The following is an 18918-nucleotide window of genomic DNA, read 5'->3' as shown; positions in this document are numbered from 1 at the left end:
CGAGCGGTGGATCGAGGTGATCGTGGAGCCGTGAAGGTGCTCAGACCGGATCGAACGACGAGATCAGCCAGTTGCCATCCACCCGGTGCAGGGCGACTTTGACGCTGCTGGAGGTCAATTCGGGGTCCGGCTTGGTCTTGCTCGTCGTCGACTGGTTGACGAAGGACAGGATCTCCGCGTCGTCCACCGACAGCTTCGACACCGCTGAGCGGACCACCTGTGCCTTGGTCTCGACGTTGTTCTCGGTGGCGGCGGGTTTCACCACCTTTGCGGTGAATTCCTTGTAGTACGTCAGGAATTGGCCGGTGAGGTGTGACTGACCCTTCGCAAGATCGGCGTCGAGGGACTTGGGCGAATAGGACAGTAATGCCACCGTGCCGTCGTTCGCGGCGGCCACCGCCTCGCGCGCCGAATCACCGTTGGTGGCCTGGTCATCGCGGTACACGGTGGCATAGGCGGTGCCGGCGGCCGCCACGGCAGCGATCGTCGAGACACCCAGCGCGATCGGGACGAATCGCCCCCTGCCGAAAGCCGAACGGACTTTGCGCATCCGGCCTCGCGGTGTCTGCCGCTGCGCGTCGGGCCCGGCATCATCGGACTCGGCGTCAGGCTCGACGACGGTATCCGGGTCGATGTCAGCGGCGCTCTGCGCGGAATCCGCCGAGGTGTCGTTGTCGCCGAGATCGGTGTCGGCCTCGGACGTTCTGGGCAAGCTCATGGTACGAAATCCACCTTCGAGATCTTCATCGTTCCGTCTACGTCGGACACGGTCACACGCAGACGCCACGTCCGTGGTTCCTGCTTCGCGCCGGCGGCGTTGGTGACGTCCGAACTGGCCGAGACCAGGATGACGGCGTCATCACCGCTCATCGACTCGACTGCCGATCCGGTGACCTTGCCCTTCGTGGTCACCTTCGATTGCTCGATGACCGACGTGAAGTCCTTTGCACGGCCCTTGAAGTCGTTGTAGAAGGCGCCGGTGGATTGGTCGAGGATGCGTTGGACGTCACGTTGCGCGTTGTTGAAATCCAGCGATGTGATCGCTGTGACCCCGCGGTCGGCCGCAGCCGTGAAGGCTTGTGCACGTTCGTGTTCAGATGTCGCTGTGTGGTGATGCCAGCCGATGAGGCCGGTTGTCACAAGTGTTGCGACGGTGATCACCGACATCACCGTTATCGCCATGCCTCGTTTCGTCGGTCGCCGAAGTGAGGGCATTCGACGCCGAGTGGTCTGCGCGAGGCGGCGGATTCTGCCCGGCCGGTCGGTGGGGTCGTGGTGGACAACAGCATCCGTGGCGGCGCTACTCGCATCTGGATCGGAACCGTCAGCGGTGACGGCCGTCGTCGTATCGGCGGCGGAGTGTGGATCGGAGCCGTCGTCCGCGACCGCAGTGTCCTTGCCGGCGCGCTTTCCGTCCGTCTTCTCTGCGGCAGTCAGGGCGACGGCACCGGACTCCGGGTGCACGCTCACGGTTTCCCCGTCGGCGGTCGCCTTCGCCTCACCACGCTGCGTGCGTGCAACGCGTGCGCGGGCCAAGGCGGCATTTGCGCGGGCTCGTGCGGCGGCCGCCTCGGCTTCGGCGGCGGCGACCTCGGCCTCCGCGACTTCGAGATCGGTGGCCTCGTCGGACGGATCGGGGGACCGGGCGACCTCGTCCGACCCGTTCAGGAGCGATCGCGTCATGACCGACTCCCCCGCACCGTGGTGGATGTCCCGGCGTAGCCGTCAGGATGGGTCACCCATGGTCCGGAGCCCCCCGCGCTGCCATTGTCCTCTGCGTCTTTCCCTTTCGGATGGCTCACCATTTCTCCTTTCGTGACCTTCCGCGGCCCCAGGCATCCGCATTCCGAACAGTCGTGTGCGAACCACTCTTCCCAGTTCCTACGTGGCGTCCCATGCCGATGACAAGGGCGCTCCCGACCACCGAGATGATGCTGGACATCTCCCGGGCCGGTGGATCACGCTCTCGCGAGAGCGGCCCGATATGTGGGCCTTCCGCAGAGAATCACCGAGAAGCGAAGGGGACGAACATGACGGTGCAGTCGGTGCTGGACGAGATCCGCGACCTACCGGGAACAGGGGAGGTGATTCCCATAGTGGACCCGGCGACCGAGGAGCAGATCACCGAGTTCACTGACGTCGGTCCAGAAGCAGTCGACAATGCGGTTGCGCAGGCAAAGAAGGCGGCCGACTCCGGAGTGTGGTCAGGTGTGCCCGATTACGATCGCGCCAAGATCTTGTGGCGAGTCGCCGACCTGATCGACGAGAATGCCGATCTGCTGGCCGATCTCGAGTCGGTCAATGCGGGCATCCCGCCATCGCAGGCCAAGGTGATCACGGCGGTCGGTTCGGAGTGGTTCCGCTACTACGCCGGTTGGTGCACCAAGATCGACGGAATCGCGCGAGATGTGAACACCGGTGGGCTGACGGGCGTCGAGTCGCATATGCACGCCTACACGTTGAGGGAGCCGTACGGCGTTGTGGGACTGATCTTCCCGTGGAACGGTCCGGTGTTCAACTTCTGTGCCAAACTCGCGCCTGCGCTGGCGGCGGGTTGCAGCACGGTCGTCAAACCTGCTGAGGAGACACCGCTCTCGGCGCTCGTGCTCACCAGAATACTTGCCCAGGCGGGCGTGCCCGAGGGTGTGGTGAATCTCGTGAACGGCTACGGCCACACCGTGGGTGCACAGATCACCGCACATCCCGACGTGGAGAAGGTCGCGTTCACCGGCTCGACCGAGGTCGGCCGGGAGATCATGCACGCCTCCGCGTCCAGCAACCTCAACAAGGTCACACTCGAACTCGGCGGCAAGTCACCGGTTCTCATCTTCGACGACGCCGACCTGGATACGGCGATCGCGATGGCCGGCTTCGGCTGCTTCCTGCACTCGGGGCAGGTGTGCATGCTGGGATCGCGTATTTTCGCACAGCGCGGTGTCTACGAACGTGTCGTCGAGGGCATTGCGACGATGGCGGACAACCTGTTGCTGGGTGGGCCGCAGGACGAGGGCGCCATGATCGGTCCGCTCATCAGTGAGAAGCAGCTGAAGCGCGTGATGGGTTACCTCGATCAGGGGCGCAGCGACGGCGTCGAGCTCGTCACGGGTGGACATCGCCTCGACCGGAAGGGGTACTTCGTGCACCCGACCGTGGCCACCAAGGTCGATCCGTCCACGAGCAGGCTGTTCCAGGAAGAGATCTTCGGGCCGGTCGTCACCGTTCTGCCGTTCGATGACGAAGACGAGGCCATCGCGCTCGCCAACGACACGGATTACGGTCTCGCCGGGACCATCTGGACCTCGAATCTCGCTCGGGCACATCGCCTCGCGAAGAGGGTGAAGGCGGGGACCGTGGGGCTCAACTGCCAGTTGCAGTTCGACCACTCGATGCCGTTCGGCGGGTACAAGCAGTCCGGCTGGGGTTTCGAGGCCGGCAAGGCGGGTGTCGACACCTACCTGCAGTCGAAGACGGTCTGGGCGCAGATGTAGCGCCTGCGATGCACGGTCGAGTAGGCGTCCAGTGTCTCTCCGTTGGTCGAGTAGGCACCGAGCGTAGCGAGGCCCCGTATCGAGACCACCTGTGGCTCACGTGGTCTCGATACACCGCTCGCCTAGCGGCTAGCGGTTACTCGACCGGCGGATGGGGTGGCGCGTGGTTACTCGACCGGCGGCAAACGCAGGTCGACGGGGAGGTCGCGGGTGTGCTCGGTCCCCGCGGGTGGTCGACAACCCGCGGGAGCCGGCCAGACCCGCGGGAGCCGACCAGACCCGCGGGAGCCACGGCTACATCCCGGCCGGCGGGTGTCCCAGGGAGATGATGGCGCCCATCGGGTCGGTCAGGGCGGCCAACGTGCCGTACGGCGTCACCTCGCCGGGCATCAGCACGGTGCCGCCGAGCGACTCGACCTGCGACACGGACGTCGCGACGTCGTCGACGGTGATGTAAACCTGCCAGAACGACGGCACCTCCGCCGGGTGGATCTTGGCGGCGTCCATGATCCCGGAGTAAGAACTCTCGCCGATGAACATCTGGCCGTAGTGATCGGGTCCGACGGCATCCGGGTCACCTCCGGTGCCCACCTCCTCGATGCGCGCACCGAGGACTGCCGTGTAGAACTCGATCGACTTCGCGTACTCCTTCGAGTGGGACTCGAACCAGTACGGCGTGCCGTGATCGCCCCACTGGCTGAAACCGTGATGCTGATTCGGCTTCCAGAATCCGATGGCGGCACCCGCGGTGTCGGTGGCGACCATCATGGTGCCCTCGTCGCCGACATCCATCGGCGGGAACATGACACTTCCCCCGGCCTCCTCGATCGCCTTGCCGGTGGCCGCCGGGTCATCGGTGCGCAGGTACATCGACCACACGTTGGCCGGACCGCCCGCCTCAGCCATGTACGGGCTCAATCCCGCGACCCGCTTACCGTTCTTGGTGAAGTTCTGGTAGCCGCCGAACTCCTCACGCGGAGGGCCCTCGACATCCCAGCCGAAGAGGGCGCCATAGAACTCCACCGCTTTCGCCGGGTCACTGCTCATCAAGTCGAACCAGATCGGTGCACCGACCGGTGCCGAATAGTCGCTCATTGTCGAGTCCTCTCGCGGGTTGGATCGTTCACCACTGCTGACCTCAAGGGTGGTCGAAATTCATCGGCGACATGCCGGAATCCCGGGACACCGATGAGAACGGGCGTCCTGCGTGGTCGACACCTTCAACGGACCGTCGACAGTCCAGAGCGAGACCGTCAGACCTGAACGAGGAGCCCCCGATGCAGCCCACCGATGTCACCTATGCGGGACAGATCTCCACCGCGGCCGACGCGATCCTCGGTCTGGCGGCCAAGGTCGACCACGACATGCTCCACCGACCGACGCCGTGCGTCGGTACCGACCTCGGTGCGCTCCTGGCACACGTGATCGGGCTGAGCGAGGCATTTGCGGCGGCCGCGCGGAAAGACGTCGGCCCGTCGACATCGACGGCACCGCAGGTCTCGGAGAGCGTCTTGCCCGACGACTGGCGGACGATGCTGCCATCGAGAGTGCGTGACCTGGCATCGAGTTGGCAGCGACCGGAGGCGTGGCAGGGGATGACGCAGGCGGGCGGGGTCGACGCGCCGGCCGAGATCATGGGCACCGTCGCGCTCTCCGAACTCGTCCTGCACGGCTGGGATGTGGCGCGCAGCATCGGTGTGGACCTCGAACTCCCCGACGGCATCCTGCAGATCGTCTATGACTTCCATCATCCGCCGCAGCCGCAGAGCGAGCGTGACGGGATGTTCGGGCCGGTCGTCGAGGTCCCGGAGGACGCCCGACTCGTCGATCGGTTGGCGGGGCTGACCGGCCGCGACCCGTTCTGGCCGCATGGCACCCTGGAGGAATGACCGACGGAGCGGACCCATCACGGCCTGACCGCGTGCGTCGATGGACCTGGCCTGCCGGGTTGCTCGGCGGACTGCTGCTGGTCGCGTTCAGTCTCGTCCCGTGGGGTGTCTCCGATCAGGGGGTCAAGCCGTCGGTGACCGGGCTCGGCCGGGTCTCGGTACCGGGCGCCGCGCCCGAAGACGTGGCATTCCTCGAGGATCTCACCCGCAGACCGGGGCTGATCACGGTCATCGTCGGTGTGGTGATCGCACTCGCCGCCGCGCTGGCCTGGTGGCGATCGGAGTTGCGGTGGCCCGCCGTGGTGGTGGTGGGGATCGGGTCGGTCGTCGCATTGGTCGTTGCCGTCGTGACGTTGTCCGACCCCGGCAAGCACCTGTTCGAGTCCCGGGTCACCGATGCCGTCGATGCCGATACACCGATCATCTCGGTCGGGTACGGCCTGGTCGGGGTGCTGGTTGTCAGTGTGCTGAGCCTCGGCCTCATGATGTCGGTGGTGATCATCGGACGCGACGGTGCGACGGAACCAACACCCGATCCGGACGTCGCTAGCCCAGCCGACGAATCGTCTTGAGCGGGGGCATGCGATCGAGCGGCGTGAACCCGATCGGGACCCCGTTCGGGCCGTACGCGTTGAACACCTGGCCGAAGCCCGCGTAGATGCCCACGTGGCTGGCATCCCGCCAGAAGATCATGATGTCGCCCGGCGCCAGGGCCCCGAACGGAATGGCATGACCCACCCGTGCCTGCTGCTGGCTGACCCGTGGGAGCTGGATTCCGGCTGTGCGGAAGGCCCACTGGACGAGGCCGGAGCAGTCCCACGAGTTCGGCCCGGTCCCACCCCACTTATACGGCTTGCCTATCTGCGTCACGGCCGCGTTGAGCGCCTGTACGCCTGCCGGTGTGGATATCGGTAGATAGATCTCCATCGACCCCGACGAACCGGAGGAACCGGTGTCCGCGAGGGCCGCGGGCTGCGCCGCGAATGACGCGCCGATCGCAATACCGGCCGCACACGCGATGCCGGCTACACGACGTCGAAGATTCTGCATGCCAATACAGTGACCGACCCGGCTCGAATCGGCTCAACCTTTGGTCGAGATCGGGGCAGAAGTGACTGAAGTGGCTTGTGGGGCGTTTCACCAGTAGCCGTCGGGATCACTGTCCGGCGACTGGCCCGGAATTATCCCTTCGGCGACGCCGTGATCGATGCTGGCCGACAATCGAGGGCAGGTCGGCATCATCGCGCCCGGCAGAAGTGCCCGGCCGGTGGTGCGGTCCGGTTCGAGTTGGTTGCACCGGGTGCGTGCCTCGGTGTTCCACTGGACGCTCGTATGAAACGAACTGGTCTTCTTGACCAGCACACAGGCGTGGCAGCTACGGCATTCGATCTCCCGCATGCCACCGCGCAGATAGTGGTCGCGGTCGCGCTCGGTGGCGTCGTGGACAGCCGCGCGCCGGTCGGGATCGGCATGGAAGTCGGGCGCCTTGGCCCAATCCGATGACCCCGTGACCCCGCCGCGCTCGGCTGCCCGCGTCATCGCCTCAGACCTCGGCCTTCTCCGAGGACTCGGCGTCGCGGCCATCGGCCGAGGCTTCGTCCTCCTGGCGCCGCAGGTTCTCCTGGATCTCGATGCCCCAGCTCTCGAGTGCCTTCTCCGTGTCGATCTCGTACTCGAAGCGCTCGGTCATCTCCTCGGTGACGTCGGCCTTGTCGACATAGAACTGGTCGTACCAACGACGGAGCTGATAGACGGGACCGTCTTCTTCGACCAGGAGCGGGTTGTCGATGCGGGTCTTGCTCTTCCAGATCTCGACGTCCTGGAGGAAGCCGACCTCGACACCCGCGGAGATCTTCGTGGCCATCTTCGACGCTTGCTCTGCGGTGAGCCCGTCGGGGACCTTCGCCATCACTCCGTACATCAGCACGAACGAGTTCGCGTCGATCGGGTAGTGGCAGTTGGTCAAGATGGTCTCCACTGCGTACCCGCCGTAGTACTGGACCATCGGGTTGAGCATGTACGAGGGGCCGTAGTACGCGGCGATGGACTCCAGGCGACTGTCGCCGTAGTTGGTGCCCAGCGAGATGTCGGGTCGGCCGTGCGAGTTCATGTACTGCGCCGCGACCTCACCCTCGAACACGTTCTTGAAGTAGTCGGGAAGGGCGAAGTGCACGTAGTAGAAGTGCGCCATGTCGACGACGTTGTCGATGATCTCGCGGCAGTTGGATCCCTCGATCACGATCCGGTTCCAGGTCCAGGCGGTCCAGTCGTCGGAGCCGACCTCCTCGAGATCCGGGATGATGCAATCCTCGGGCGGGGGGTTGCCCTCGGGGTCGTTGTAGACGAATATCTGCCCGTTGCGGGTCATCGTCGGCCACGCCCGGGTCTTGGCGAGCTTTGGGTTGCGCTTGGCGTAGGGCACGGTGGCGCACCGGCCGTTGCCCTTCCACTGCCACCCGTGGAACGGGCACGCGACGTTGCCGTTCTTGACGCTGCCCTGACTGAGATCTCCGCCCATGTGGCGGCAAAATGCGTCGAGGACGTTGACATTGCCGTCCTCGTCGGCCCAGACGACCAACTTGGTCCCGAAGATCTGCACCGAGTGCGGCTCACCGTCGGTGAACTCCGACACCAGGCCCAGGCAGTGCCAGCCGCGTGCGAATCGCGTGGGTGGCGCGCCCGTATCGATCTCCCGGACGTCGACATCGTCACCGGCGGGGGCTGTGGTGCCGGCCTTCATGTCGGGTGTCGCAGACATCCATTACTCCTGTCATCTGACGCGTGACTCGCCCGTTCGGTGCGAATCGGCTCACTGCCAATACTAGAACATGTTACAAAAATGGGGAACGAATCGCCCATCGAGGTGTAGATCGGGGCAGGAAATGGGCACAAAGGCCCAGTGCTCGACATAAATGAGAACGTGTTCTAATCTCAAACACGAACGAGAACCAGGGGCGACCTCTACGGTCGTCGAGCAACGAGTAGGAGCAGGCGACATGCCTAGTCAGCGGAGTGAAGCGGCCGAGCAGGTCCTGGAGAAGATCAACGCGCTGCTTCCCGAGATCGAACAACGGGCTCAGCAGACCGAGGATCTGCGTCGAATCCCGGACGAGACCGTTTCCAGCCTCGAAGGCGCAGGCTTCTTCAAGCTGATGCAGCCGGAGCAGTGGGGCGGATACCAGGTCGACCCGGTCACGTTCTACGAGGCCGTGCGCCGGATCTCCACCGCGTGCGGTTCGACCGGCTGGGTGTCGGGCATCATCGGCATCCACAACTGGCACCTCGCGCTGTTCACCCAGCAGGCCCAGGAGGATGTCTGGGGCAAGGACACCTCGGTTCGAATCTCCTCGTCGTATGCCCCGATGGGCATGGGCGAGGTGGTCGACGGGGGTTACAAGGTCAACGGCAACTGGGCGTTCTCGTCCGGTTGTGAGATCGCCGATTGGGTCTTTGTGGGTGGTCCGGTCATCAAGAACGGGAAACCGGTGGACTTCGTGTCCTACCTGTTGCCGCGCGAGGACTACAACATCAAGGACGTGTGGCATGTGGTGGGGCTCAAGGGCACCGGCTCCAACACGATCGAGGTCAAGGATGCGTTCGTGCCGACGCATCGCGTGCTGAGCATGCGCACCATGGCGACCTACCAGAGCCCGGGCCTCGAGCAGAACACTGCACCGGTGTACCGGATGCCCTGGGGGACCATCCACCCGAGCGTGATCTCGACCCCGATCGTCGGCATGGCCTACGGCGCCTACCAGGCGCATGTCGAGCACCAGGGCAAGCGTGTGCGCGCCGCCTATGCCGGCGAGAAGAGCAAGGACGATCCGTTCGCGAAGGTGCGGATCGCCGGCGCGGCGAGCGACATCGACGCCGCGTGGCGTCAGCTCACCGGCAACCTGCAGGACGAGTACGACCTGATCCTCGCCGGCGAGGAGCCTCCGATGGAGCTGCGACTCGCGGCGCGCCGTGATCAGGTGCGGGCCACCGCCCGTGCGGTCGCGGCGATCGACACGCTTTTCGAGAACTCGGGCGGTGGCGCTCTGAACCTCGACTCGCCGATCCAGCGTTTCTGGCGCGATGCCCACGGCGGACGTGTGCACGCGGCCAACGATCCTGAGCGCGCCTACGTCGCCTTCGGCAACGGCGAATTCGGCATCCCCATCGGGGACAGCATGGTCTGATTCAGACGTCTCAGAGCGCGGAACGACCAGTAGGAGTCAGAACAGATGAGTGACAGTCCGATCCGGTCTCTCGGATACATGAGGATCGAGGCCACCGACGTCGACGCCTGGCGCGAATACGGCCTCAAGGTGCTCGGCATGATCGAGGGGAAGGGTCTCACCGACGGCGCCCTCTACCTTCGGATGGACGACTTCCCGGCTCGGCTGGTGATTGTCCCGGGCGAACACGACCGCCTGGCGAGCTCCGGTTGGGAATGTCCGAATGCCGAAGCCCTGCAAGATGTGCGGGATCGGCTGTCGGCGGCCGGAGTCATCTTCCGGGAAGGCAAGGACGAGGAGCTCGCGGACCGCCGCGTGGTCGAGATGATCGTCTTCACCGATCCGGCGGGCAACACCATCGAGGCGTTCCACGGTGTGGCGCTGGAGCATCGCCGGGTGGTCAGCCCCTATGGTCACAAGTTCGTGACCGGCGAGCAGGGGCTCGGGCATGTGGTGCTGACGTGTGATGACGACAAGGCGGCACTGGCGTTCTATCGAGATGTGCTGGGGTTCGGTCTCCGTGACTCGATGCGCCTACCGCCGCAGGCCGTCGGTCGGGAGGAGGGCGACGAGTCGCCCTGGCTTCGCTTCCTCGGCTGCAACCCGCGCCATCATTCGCTGGCGTTCCTGCCGATTCCCAACAGCACCGGGATCGTGCATCTGATGCTCGAGGTGGAGAACTCGGACGACGTCGGGTTGTGTCTGGATCGTGCGCTGCGCAAGAAGGTGAAGATGTCGGCGACCCTGGGGCGACACGTCAACGATCTGATGCTCTCCTTCTACATGAAGACACCGGGTGGCTTCGACATCGAGTTCGGTTGCGAGGGAAGGACCGTCGTCGACGACGAGTGGGTCGCGCGGGAGAGTACCGCCGTGAGTTTGTGGGGACATGACTTCACTGTCGGATTCCAGAACTGAGATGACACACACACCGTACGGCTCGGCGGACTTCGACTCGAGGCAGTTCCGGACTGCGATGGGGCAGTTCTGTACCGGCGTCACCGTCATCACCACAGTCGGTGAGGACGGGGCGCCCGTCGGGTTCGCCTGCCAGTCCTTCGCCGCCCTGTCACTGGACCCCCCGCTCGTGATCTTCTGCCCGATGAAGACCTCGCGGAGCTGGAAGGTCATCGAGCAGACCGGCAAGTTCTGCGTCAACGTGCTGTCCAACCGTCAGCAGGACGTCAGCGCTGCGTTCGGAGCCCCGGGTGACGACAAGTTCCGCACCATCACCTGGGATCCGTCACCGGCGGGACTGCCGGTTATCCGGCATGCCCTGACCTGGGTGGAATGCGACGTCGAACGGGTCACCGACGGCGGCGACCACCACATCGTCATCGGTCGTGCTCGGACCCTGGGTGATGTGTTGCAGGACAAGCCGTTGCTGTTCTATCGCGGCGGGTACCTGTCCACCGAGCATCCGCGGGTGACGCCCGCACAGGCCGAACTGGAGAATTTCCTCACCTGGACCGGAGGCGACACCTGGCTATGAGCTCACCGACGAGCGAATCAACCGAGACGGGGATCGTGCGTCCCGTCGATGTCACGCGGCCACTGACCGAAGCGATCGCGGAGGCGGAGAGGTTGATCGCCTCGGCCGACTTCGTGGAGAGCGAGCAGGATCTCGCCGAGGGCTACGACTACCTCGGCGGGAGTATCGCAGCGATTGTGCAGCTGGTCCGGAGCCGGCAGAAGAGTCACCCGAACTTCATCACGTCCACCGGACCGGCGACGAAGATGGGCCTCGACAACCCGGACACGCTGTACTACCACGCCGACGTGGAGGCCGACGGGACTTATGTGGTCCGCGGACACCGTGGCAGCACAGTCGATCTGAGCTTCCAGGTGCTCGCGGGCGATTACACCGCATCGAACGTCCCCGGCGGTGATGACGCGTTCGACGACCGTCGTATCCCGATCGACGCGGACGGCAACTTCGAGATCACCTTCGGCCCGCCGATCGACGAGGAGCGTGACGACTACTTCGTGCTGGCGGACGGCGCTTCGATGCTGGCGGTCCGCGAGGTGTACGGCGACTGGACGCAGACGAAGGGGTCCATCTCCATCGAACGGGCCGACACTGTCGGAACCGCCCCGGAGGAACCGGATCTCGCCCGTGTGACGCGCCGTTACGCCACTGCGGGCAAGATGCTCACATCGCGGATCAACACCTGGTTCAACTTTCCGAAGTGGTTCTACCTGGACGAGCCGGTCAACACCTTCACCGCGCCGCGGCTCACCCCTGGCGGGTTGGCGACCCAGTCGTCGTCGGTCGGGCATTTCCGCCTGGCCGACAACGAGGCGATGGTGATCACGGTGCCGAAATCGGACGTGCCGTACCAGGGGTTCCAACTGGGCAGCATGTGGTACATCTCGCTCGACTACGTCAATCACCAGACCAGCCTCAACTCGGCACAGGCCCAGGTCGATCCGGACGGGATGATCAGGATGGTCGTGTCGCGGCGGAATCCGGGCATCGCCAACTGGATCGAGACCACCGGCCGCACCACCGGGATCATGCAGTTCCGCTGGCAGCGCACCGATCACCCGGTTCCGCCGGAAAGTGGACCGACGGCGCAGGTGATCGACATCGACGATGTCGAGGCGCACCTGCCGTACTGGTCGGACAATGTCATCGACGCGGCCGGATGGGCCGAACGAATCGCGGCGCGCCAGCGTGCCTTTGCCGAAAGGATGTTGGGATGACGTCAGCGGTTTCCGGCGGGCTGCTCGCCGACAAGGTGGTCGTGGTGTCGGGGGTGGGCCCGGGTCTCGGTAGATCGATCTGCCTGCGCGCCGCGGCCGCGGGCGCGAAAGTCGTGCTGGCCGCGCGTACCGAATCGCGACTGAAAGAGGTCGCCGCCGAGGTCGACGAGGCGGGCGGCACGTCGTTCGTCGTGCCGACCGACATCACCGACGACGATGCGGTCAACGGATTGGTGGCGGCGACCATCGGCGAGTTCGGCCGGGTGGATGTGGTGGTGAACAACGCGTTCGCCCTGCCGTCGATGAAGCCGTTGTCGCGCACCGACTTCGATCACATCACCGCGAGTCTGGACCTCACCGTTCTGGGTACGCTCCGGGTGATCAAGGCCTTCACCGATCCGCTCGCCGAGTCCGACGGAGCCTTCGTCAACATCAACTCGATGGTCATCCGGCACTCCGAACCACGTTACGGGAGCTACAAGCTCGCGAAGTCGGCGATGCTCGCGATGTCGCAGACACTCGCGACCGAGCTGGGCGACAAGGGTATCCGGATCAACACCGTGGCGCCCGGATACATCTGGGATGATCAGTTGAAGTGGTACTTCGGCGAGGTCGCGAAGAAGTACGGGATCACCGAGGAGCAGGTCTACGAACAGACCGCGAGCAAATCGGATCTCAAGAGATTGCCCGAGCCCGACGAGATCGCCGAGGCGGTGGTGTTCCTGGCCTCGCCGATGGCGAGCGCCATCACCGGCCACACCCTGGACGTCAACTGCGGTGAATACCATGACTAGTGCGGCTCGCGTGCCAGGCGCCGGGAGCGAAGCGGGCGGGCCGCGTCTGAACGTCGGTACGGCGTCCGATCTGCACGAATCCGCGATGCGGGCAACGGGTCTCGACGACTTCGGCAACCCGGACGACTACCGCGAGGCGCTGGAGGTGCTGCTCGAGTCGTATGCGCGGGACGCGGACCTCACCGAACTGGGCAGCAAGATGTTCCGCTTCTTCCTCAAAGGAGCGCTGATCGCCCGACTGTTGTCCGAGTCGTCGTGGCAGGCCAATCCCTCCTACGCCGATGTGCCGATCACGCGCCCGATCTTCGTCACCGGGTTGCCGAGGACAGGCACCACGGCCCTGCATCGACTTCTCACCGCGGATCCGGCACACCAGGGATTGGAGATGTGGCTCGCGGAGTTCCCGCAGCCGCGACCCCCGCGTGACACCTGGGCGTCGAACCCGGTGTATCAGCAGATCAACGCCGGCCTCGAGAAACATCACGTGGCGAACCCCGAGTTCATGGGTCTGCACTACCTCGATGCCGGTGAGGTCGAGGAATGCTGGCAACTGCTGCGGCAGAACGTGATGTCGATCTCCTACGAGTCGCTGGCGTACCTGCCGACCTATTCTCGGTGGCTCGCGCAGCAGGACTGGACACCCACGTATCAGCGGCACCGCCGGAATCTGCAGATGATCGGACTCAACGATCCGGAGAAGCGTTGGGTCCTCAAGAATCCCAGCCACATGTTCGCGCTGGACGCCCTGATGGCAGCCTATCCCGATGCGCTTGTGATCCAGACTCATCGGCCCCCAGAGACGATCATCGCGTCGATGTGCAGCCTGGCCGAGCACGCGACGCCGGGATGGTCCAACACCTTCGTCGGCGACAAGATCGGTGAGGCGCAACTCGAACTCTGGTCACGAGGGCTTCGCGAGTTCGAGGCCGCGCGCCGCAACCACGACCCGGCGCAGTTCCTCGACATCGACTTCGCAGACCTTCGCAACGATCCGTTCGGCACCGTCGAGCGGGTGTACACGGCGCTGGGTACGGAGTTCTCCGACGACGCGCGCGCCTCGATGGACGCCCTCGATGCCGAGAGTCAGTCGGGGGCACGCAAGCCCCAGCATCAGTACAGTCTTGCCGATTACGGTCTGACAGAGGCTGCGGTCGCGGAGGCATTCGCCCGCTGAGCGGCTCCCTGAGGATCGTTGGCACACAGCATGAAACGCTCGGCCCGCAACTGCGAGCCGAGCGTTTCACGTGCGCAACTGCGCTGCTAGTCGCCCGATGACGAGCTACTCGACGACGAGCTACCCGATGACGAGCTGCCCGATGACGAGCTGTCGGAGGACGATCCGCTCGAGCTCGATGTCGACCCACCTGACGACGACTCGCTGGAGGACGTCTCGCCCGACGACGACTCGCCCGACGACGACTCGCCCGACGACGACTCGCCCGAGGACGAGTCGGTGGATGACGAGGCGCTGGAGGACGAGTCACTCGACGTCGATCCGCCGTCCGCGCCGGATGCGGAGTCGCTGTCTGAGCCGGCGGCGGCTCCGCTGTCAGAACTTGACGAGCCCGGACTCGTCGAGTTGACGGGACCCGTGACATTTGCTGTCGGAGAAGGTGTCTCGGTGGTGTCCTGTCGGGTGCTCGACGATGCTTGGTCGTCGGCAGGGGAACCGACGTCGAGCTTCACCGTCTTGAGTGCCGGCGCGTCGGCCGAGGCGGTGTCACTCGTCGGTGATGCCGACTTGGTATCGGAGTACGCAGCCGCGAGTTTCTCTGCCGCATCGGTCGTGCTCGCCGAGCCGCCGGGCAACTGGGGGAACTCGAGTCCGGCCAGTGGGGGGATCACCTTGCCGTCTTTGCCATCCCAGTTGTCGCCGAGCAAGGCGCCGATCGTCTGCGACATGCCCTCGAGGGCGCCGATCGGACCGACCGCCTGGCCGGGGATGTCGAGGGTGAGGGGGAAGCCGAGCGCATCGGTGGTCAGGTTCAGCCCGACACTGTTCAGGATCGAGCCGCCGGCTGCGGCGATGGTGCCGTCATTCACGTCGTAGGTTCCACGCCCGATACTGCCGGGCGTGAACAACCCGCCGAAGGCGATGTCGAGGCTGTTGAGAGTGGTGCCCCCCAGGAGCCCGGTGTCGTTGATCATCGGTGTCAGGGCGGTGAGATCGAGAGTCGCCCCGTTGAAGACGGAGTCGATCACCTTCGCCGGTGCATCCCACAGGTCGGAGAACGCGGCCGACCGATCGCCTGCCTGGACCGCGGCCGCAATGGTGATGGCGCTGTTGAGCACCGCGACCACGGGGCTTACCACCGGGCCGGCGAGACCGATGAGGACGCCGCTCAGCGGTGAGGCCAGCACATTCATGACCGCGGAGACCACGGCGGGATCGATGGCGCTGTCGGCCGGCAAGAATTGTGGCAGCATCGAGACGATCACACCATGGAGACCGTCGACAGAGTGGTTGGTCACCGTGCTGGTGGTGTCAGCATCCGCCCCGATCAGCGTCAGGCCCGTCGCGATCGCCTTCAGGTTGCTGCGCATGGAGTCGATCACCGTGTCGATGGTCGACGGGTCGTCGATCACTTGCTGCAGGTAGCCCGCCTGGTTGACGATCGCCTGCTGCAGCGACACACCGGGAGCCAGCATGAAGTTGCCGAACAGCGTCGATGCATTGGCCGATGTCTTGTTGAACGCGTCGATGTACGCGGTGAACGGCTTCCAATCCGCCGCGAGCTGTACCGCAGCGGCGTCCGTGGCCGGCTGCGCGAGCGGTGCCGCGGAGGTCACGCTCGGCGCCAGTGCAATCATGCCGACGCCGGCAACGGCGACGCCGGCGGTGACCCAGGAGCGGGTGGAGGGGCGATTACATGGTTGTTTCGCATCGATGGAGGCGGGGGCTGAGCGCTGCACGGGAACTCCTTATTACGCCTAAGTTAAGAACTCCCTTAACATAGACTGAGCAGTCTCACAAAATGGCAGCTTTGGAGAATTTCCTTCCCGACCGCGTGGGCGCCGGGGGAGGCGCGATGCCGACGGGCGCGGAGCCCACCGGCGATTGGCCAAAAATGCTGGCGCCGAACGGGTCCTCGGGTATTGTCACTTCCCACCCGAGGTCGACACGGGCCTGCGTCGGCCACCCCGGTCCCGGCCGAGCGACATCGAAGCGCGCGGGTCAGCACGATCGATTAGGTGACGGATGCAGAATCACAGAATGCCCCCCGAGGCGACCCTTCTGGACATGATGAGCCGGCGGGCCGAGACGCACGAGGACAAGCTCGCGTTCAGCTTCTCCTATGACGGCGACGGCGAGAACTCTCGTCGGGTGACGTATCGCGAGCTGGACACCAGGGCTCGGGCGATCGCGGCCGGCTTGCAGGCGGATGGTGCCGCGGGTGAGCGCGTGCTGGTGTTGTGCCGGCCCGGTCTCGACCACATCGCCGGGATCTTCGGCTGCATCTACGCGGGGGCTGTCGCCGTGCCGGTGCATGAGCGGCTGGCTCCGAGACTCTCGTCGGTGGTCCCTGATGCCCAAGCGCGATTCGTACTGGGCGTCGCCGAGACGCACGAGAGCATCAAGGCCGCCCTGGATGCGCTGGGTGAGGGGCGAGACCTGCGGTGGGGCCTGATGGACGAGGTGTCTGCCGACGCCGCGGATTGGGTGGCACCAGACATCGATGCCAGCGCAACAGCCATGGTGCAGTACACATCTGGGTCCACGACGACACCGAAAGGGGTCGTGCTGACGCATGCGAATCTGCTCCGCAACATGGAGTCCATCCGTCAGTCGTGGGAGGGCGACGACGCCGATATAGCGTGCCTCTGGTTGCCGTCGCATCACGACATGGGGCTCATCGGTGGCATCTTCTCGATGATCCATCGCGGGTGCACCACCCACCTCATGTCGCCGACCTCTTTCATCAAGCGGCCGATGCGGTGGATGGAGGCGATATCTCGTCATCGCGCCACCTACACGGTGGCGCCGAACTTCGCCTATGACCTGTGTGTCGAGCACAGCACCGCGGAAGAGCGTGCGGCGCTTGATCTGTCGAGCCTGACCACCGCCATGAACGGTGCCGAGCCGGTGCAAGCGGCTTCCTTGCAGGCTTTCGCCGGAGCTTTCGCTTCCGCCGGATTCCGGCCGTCGGCCTTCTCCGCGGTGTACGGACTGGCAGAAGCGACGCTGCTGGTGTCCGGCGGGTCGGACTCCGAGCTCCCGCTGGTCGGTCACATCGACCGCGAGGCACTCAGTGGCGACCGTATCGTCGACACCGTCGCCGGCGACCGATCGGTCGCCGTGGTCGGTTGCGGTCAGCCGCGGGCCGGTCAGGTCGCCATCGTGAACCCCACGACCCGGCGCCGATGCGAGACGAACGAGGTCGGCGAGATCTGGTTCGCCGGACCTGGTGTCGCCCAAGGATACTGGGAGCGGGCGGAAGAAACCGAGCACACCTTCGCTGCCTCGATAGCGGGTACGTCGGAAGGTCCGTTCCTGCGTACCGGTGATCTCGGGTTCCTGGCCTCAGGTGAGCTGTTCATCACCGGCCGCTGCAAGGACCTCATCGTGATCCGCGGTGGCAACTACTATCCCAACGACATAGAGCTGACGGTGCAGGGCTGCCACTCAGCGCTGGTTTCCGGCCGTGGTGCGGCCTTTGCGTTCACACCGGGTCTGCGACAGGTCGAACGACTGGTCGTCGTGCAGGAGGTCGACCGCGAGCGGATCGAGGGGGCCGGGTTTGCCGGGCTCATCGACCGGGTCCGGACCGCCGTCGCGGACCGGTACGGAATCGACACGCATTCGGTGCTACTGGTGGAACGTGTCTCGATTCCCACGACGTCCAGCGGCAAGATCCAGCGGGGCAGGTGCAGACAACAGTTTCTCGACGGCGAGCTCACTCCGCTGGCGCAGTGGCAGACACCCTCGGCAGCTGACGACGTGGTCAAGGCCGGGCAGCTGGAGAAAGCGCTTGCAGCCGCCGACTTCGTGAAGGCCGCCTTGGCGGGCCGGTAGGACGCTCGCGCTGTTTCACCGCATGTCGCGCAGTCGATCGCGAGTCATCGTACTGTCTGTTTCATGGCCGACTACGAGTCTCGTCGCACCGAGGAGGGATTCCGCCGGCTGATCGCGTTCTCGGATGCGGTGGTCGCGATTGCGCTCACCCTCCTCGTGCTGCCGCTTGCCGACATCCCGCGGGAGATCTCGGAGGACACCACGGTCGGTGACGTCTTCTCCGAACATATGCCCGAGATCGTCAGTTTCTTTGTCAGCTTCATCGTGATCTGGGTCTTGTGGCGCAATCATCACCGCACCATGGAGCATTTCCGGACCTACGACCGGGTGCTGTTCGAGCTCCACTTCGTCTGGCTGCTGACCATCGTGGCGCTTCCGTTCGTCACGGCCATGCTCGACAATCAGTACATCGAACGTGCCAACGCCGTCTACATGGGAGTGCTTGCCGTATCGATTCTCTCGTTGGTCTCCATGACCGCGTGGGGCGCCCGTCGTCGCGAGCTGCTGGAACCGGGCGACGACATCGAACCATGGCTCCGCCGGCGCTCGGGCACCGTGACGTTCGTGCTGCTGGTGGTCGCAATGGTCATCGCGATCCTCTATCCCGAGACGGGTTCCTGGCCCTTGCTGCTGTTGGTTTTGTCGGGAGCGGTGGAGAAGCTGCTGGCCCGGCTCCGCGACCGGACGGCCGGGCGGGCGCGCGGCCCGCGAGCACGCTGAGCGCCGAGATCTCCGCCACCTTCACGGACGAGCCGTCGCGCATGCTCACTTCCATGTGCACATCTCGCCGGATCTCGGAAGCCTGAG

Annotated in this window: 18 protein-coding genes; 11 read left to right on the top strand and 7 right to left on the bottom strand. The window is 65.1% G+C overall.

From position 1 onward, the window contains the following. Positions 1–40: 40 nt before the first annotated feature. Both ACPXCG_RS04565 and ACPXCG_RS04560 read right to left on the bottom strand, forming a co-directional pair. Entirely contained in the window at positions 41–718 is a 678-nt protein-coding gene (locus ACPXCG_RS04565) for a hypothetical protein (protein WP_425789503.1), read from the bottom strand. Next, entirely contained in the window at positions 715–1683 is a 969-nt protein-coding gene (locus ACPXCG_RS04560) for a hypothetical protein (RefSeq protein ID WP_425789501.1), read from the bottom strand. Before ACPXCG_RS04560 ends, ACPXCG_RS04565 begins: the two co-directional genes overlap by 4 nt. 347 nt (positions 1684–2030) lie before the next feature. On the opposite strand from ACPXCG_RS04560, the gene ACPXCG_RS04555 reads away from it, so the two are divergent. Beyond that, complete coding sequence (locus tag ACPXCG_RS04555) at positions 2031–3488, top strand: aldehyde dehydrogenase family protein (RefSeq protein WP_425789499.1); 1458 nt, start codon at positions 2031–2033, stop codon at positions 3486–3488. A gap of 294 nt (positions 3489–3782) precedes the next feature. Here ACPXCG_RS04555 and ACPXCG_RS04550 read toward each other — a convergent pair whose 3' ends face one another. Continuing rightward, the gene (locus tag ACPXCG_RS04550; protein WP_425789498.1) at positions 3783–4583 is read right to left on the bottom strand and encodes a VOC family protein; all 801 of its coding nucleotides are present in this window, start codon (positions 4581–4583) and stop codon (positions 3783–3785) included. Positions 4584–4765: 182 nt separating this feature from the next. Between ACPXCG_RS04550 and ACPXCG_RS04545 the strand changes: the two genes are divergently transcribed. Together ACPXCG_RS04545 and ACPXCG_RS04540 are read left to right on the top strand one after the other, a co-directional pair. Beyond that, positions 4766–5377, top strand: coding sequence for a TIGR03086 family metal-binding protein (locus ACPXCG_RS04545; RefSeq protein ID WP_425789496.1), 612 nt, complete (start codon positions 4766–4768; stop codon positions 5375–5377). Continuing rightward, a complete protein-coding gene (locus ACPXCG_RS04540; protein ID WP_425789494.1) occupies positions 5374–5949 on the top strand; it encodes a hypothetical protein in 576 nt (191 codons plus the stop codon). Before ACPXCG_RS04545 ends, ACPXCG_RS04540 begins: the two co-directional genes overlap by 4 nt. On the opposite strand, the gene ACPXCG_RS04535 is transcribed toward ACPXCG_RS04540, so the two are convergent. The 3 genes from ACPXCG_RS04535 to ACPXCG_RS04525 form a co-directional block, all read right to left on the bottom strand. After that, positions 5924–6427, bottom strand: coding sequence for a C40 family peptidase (locus ACPXCG_RS04535; RefSeq protein ID WP_425789492.1), 504 nt, complete (start codon positions 6425–6427; stop codon positions 5924–5926). The genes ACPXCG_RS04540 and ACPXCG_RS04535 overlap by 26 nt on opposite strands. An 87-nt stretch (positions 6428–6514) precedes the next feature. Beyond that, on the bottom strand, positions 6515–6916 hold the full coding sequence (locus ACPXCG_RS04530) for a hypothetical protein (protein ID WP_425789490.1): 402 nt from the start codon (positions 6914–6916) through the stop codon (positions 6515–6517). 4 nt (positions 6917–6920) lie between these two features. Then, positions 6921–8135 (bottom strand): Rieske 2Fe-2S domain-containing protein, encoded by a 1215-nt coding sequence (locus ACPXCG_RS04525; RefSeq protein ID WP_425789488.1) that lies wholly within the window; start codon positions 8133–8135, stop codon positions 6921–6923. 238 nt (positions 8136–8373) lie between these two features. Here ACPXCG_RS04525 and hsaA point away from each other — a divergent pair, with 238 nt between their 5' ends. Genes hsaA through ACPXCG_RS04495 form a run of 6 tightly spaced genes read left to right on the top strand, consistent with a single transcriptional unit; the run spans position 8374 to position 14271 of the window. After that, positions 8374–9558 (top strand): 3-hydroxy-9,10-secoandrosta-1,3,5(10)-triene-9,17-dione monooxygenase oxygenase subunit, encoded by a 1185-nt coding sequence (hsaA, locus tag ACPXCG_RS04520; protein WP_425789486.1) that lies wholly within the window; start codon positions 8374–8376, stop codon positions 9556–9558. Positions 9559–9603: 45 nt separating this feature from the next. Continuing rightward, positions 9604–10515, top strand: a complete 912-nt coding sequence (gene hsaC, locus ACPXCG_RS04515; protein ID WP_425789484.1) for an iron-dependent extradiol dioxygenase HsaC — start codon at positions 9604–9606, stop codon at positions 10513–10515. Position 10516: 1 nt separating this feature from the next. Further along, complete coding sequence (hsaB, locus tag ACPXCG_RS04510; RefSeq protein ID WP_425789482.1) at positions 10517–11089, top strand: 3-hydroxy-9,10-secoandrosta-1,3,5(10)-triene-9,17-dione monooxygenase reductase subunit; 573 nt, start codon at positions 10517–10519, stop codon at positions 11087–11089. Continuing rightward, a complete protein-coding gene (locus ACPXCG_RS04505) occupies positions 11086–12303 on the top strand; it encodes a hypothetical protein (RefSeq protein WP_425789480.1) in 1218 nt (405 codons plus the stop codon). The genes hsaB and ACPXCG_RS04505 overlap by 4 nt, the downstream gene beginning before the upstream one ends. Beyond that, a complete protein-coding gene (locus tag ACPXCG_RS04500; RefSeq protein WP_425789478.1) occupies positions 12300–13097 on the top strand; it encodes an SDR family oxidoreductase in 798 nt (265 codons plus the stop codon). The genes ACPXCG_RS04505 and ACPXCG_RS04500 overlap by 4 nt, the downstream gene beginning before the upstream one ends. Then, positions 13090–14271: a sulfotransferase family protein gene (locus ACPXCG_RS04495; protein ID WP_425789476.1), complete on the top strand. Its 1182-nt coding sequence runs from the start codon at positions 13090–13092 to the stop codon at positions 14269–14271. The genes ACPXCG_RS04500 and ACPXCG_RS04495 overlap by 8 nt, the downstream gene beginning before the upstream one ends. 86 nt (positions 14272–14357) lie before the next feature. On the opposite strand, the gene gjpA is transcribed toward ACPXCG_RS04495, so the two are convergent. Continuing rightward, positions 14358–16010: an outer membrane porin GjpA gene (gene gjpA / locus ACPXCG_RS04490; protein ID WP_425789474.1), complete on the bottom strand. Its 1653-nt coding sequence runs from the start codon at positions 16008–16010 to the stop codon at positions 14358–14360. A gap of 301 nt (positions 16011–16311) precedes the next feature. On the opposite strand from gjpA, the gene ACPXCG_RS04485 reads away from it, so the two are divergent. Both ACPXCG_RS04485 and ACPXCG_RS04480 read left to right on the top strand, forming a co-directional pair. Then, positions 16312–18111, top strand: coding sequence for a fatty acyl-AMP ligase (locus ACPXCG_RS04485; protein ID WP_425789472.1), 1800 nt, complete (start codon positions 16312–16314; stop codon positions 18109–18111). Positions 18112–18174: 63 nt separating this feature from the next. Next, the gene (locus tag ACPXCG_RS04480; RefSeq protein ID WP_425789470.1) at positions 18175–18831 is read left to right on the top strand and encodes a TMEM175 family protein; all 657 of its coding nucleotides are present in this window, start codon (positions 18175–18177) and stop codon (positions 18829–18831) included. Positions 18832–18918 lie beyond the last annotated feature (87 nt).

It is taken from the genome of Gordonia sp. DT218 (assembly GCF_049847105.1).
In the GTDB taxonomy this organism is placed as follows: domain Bacteria; phylum Actinomycetota; class Actinomycetes; order Mycobacteriales; family Mycobacteriaceae; genus Gordonia.
The sequence above is the reverse complement of the archived record's forward strand: the minus strand, read 5'-3'. Positions and strand labels throughout refer to the sequence as shown.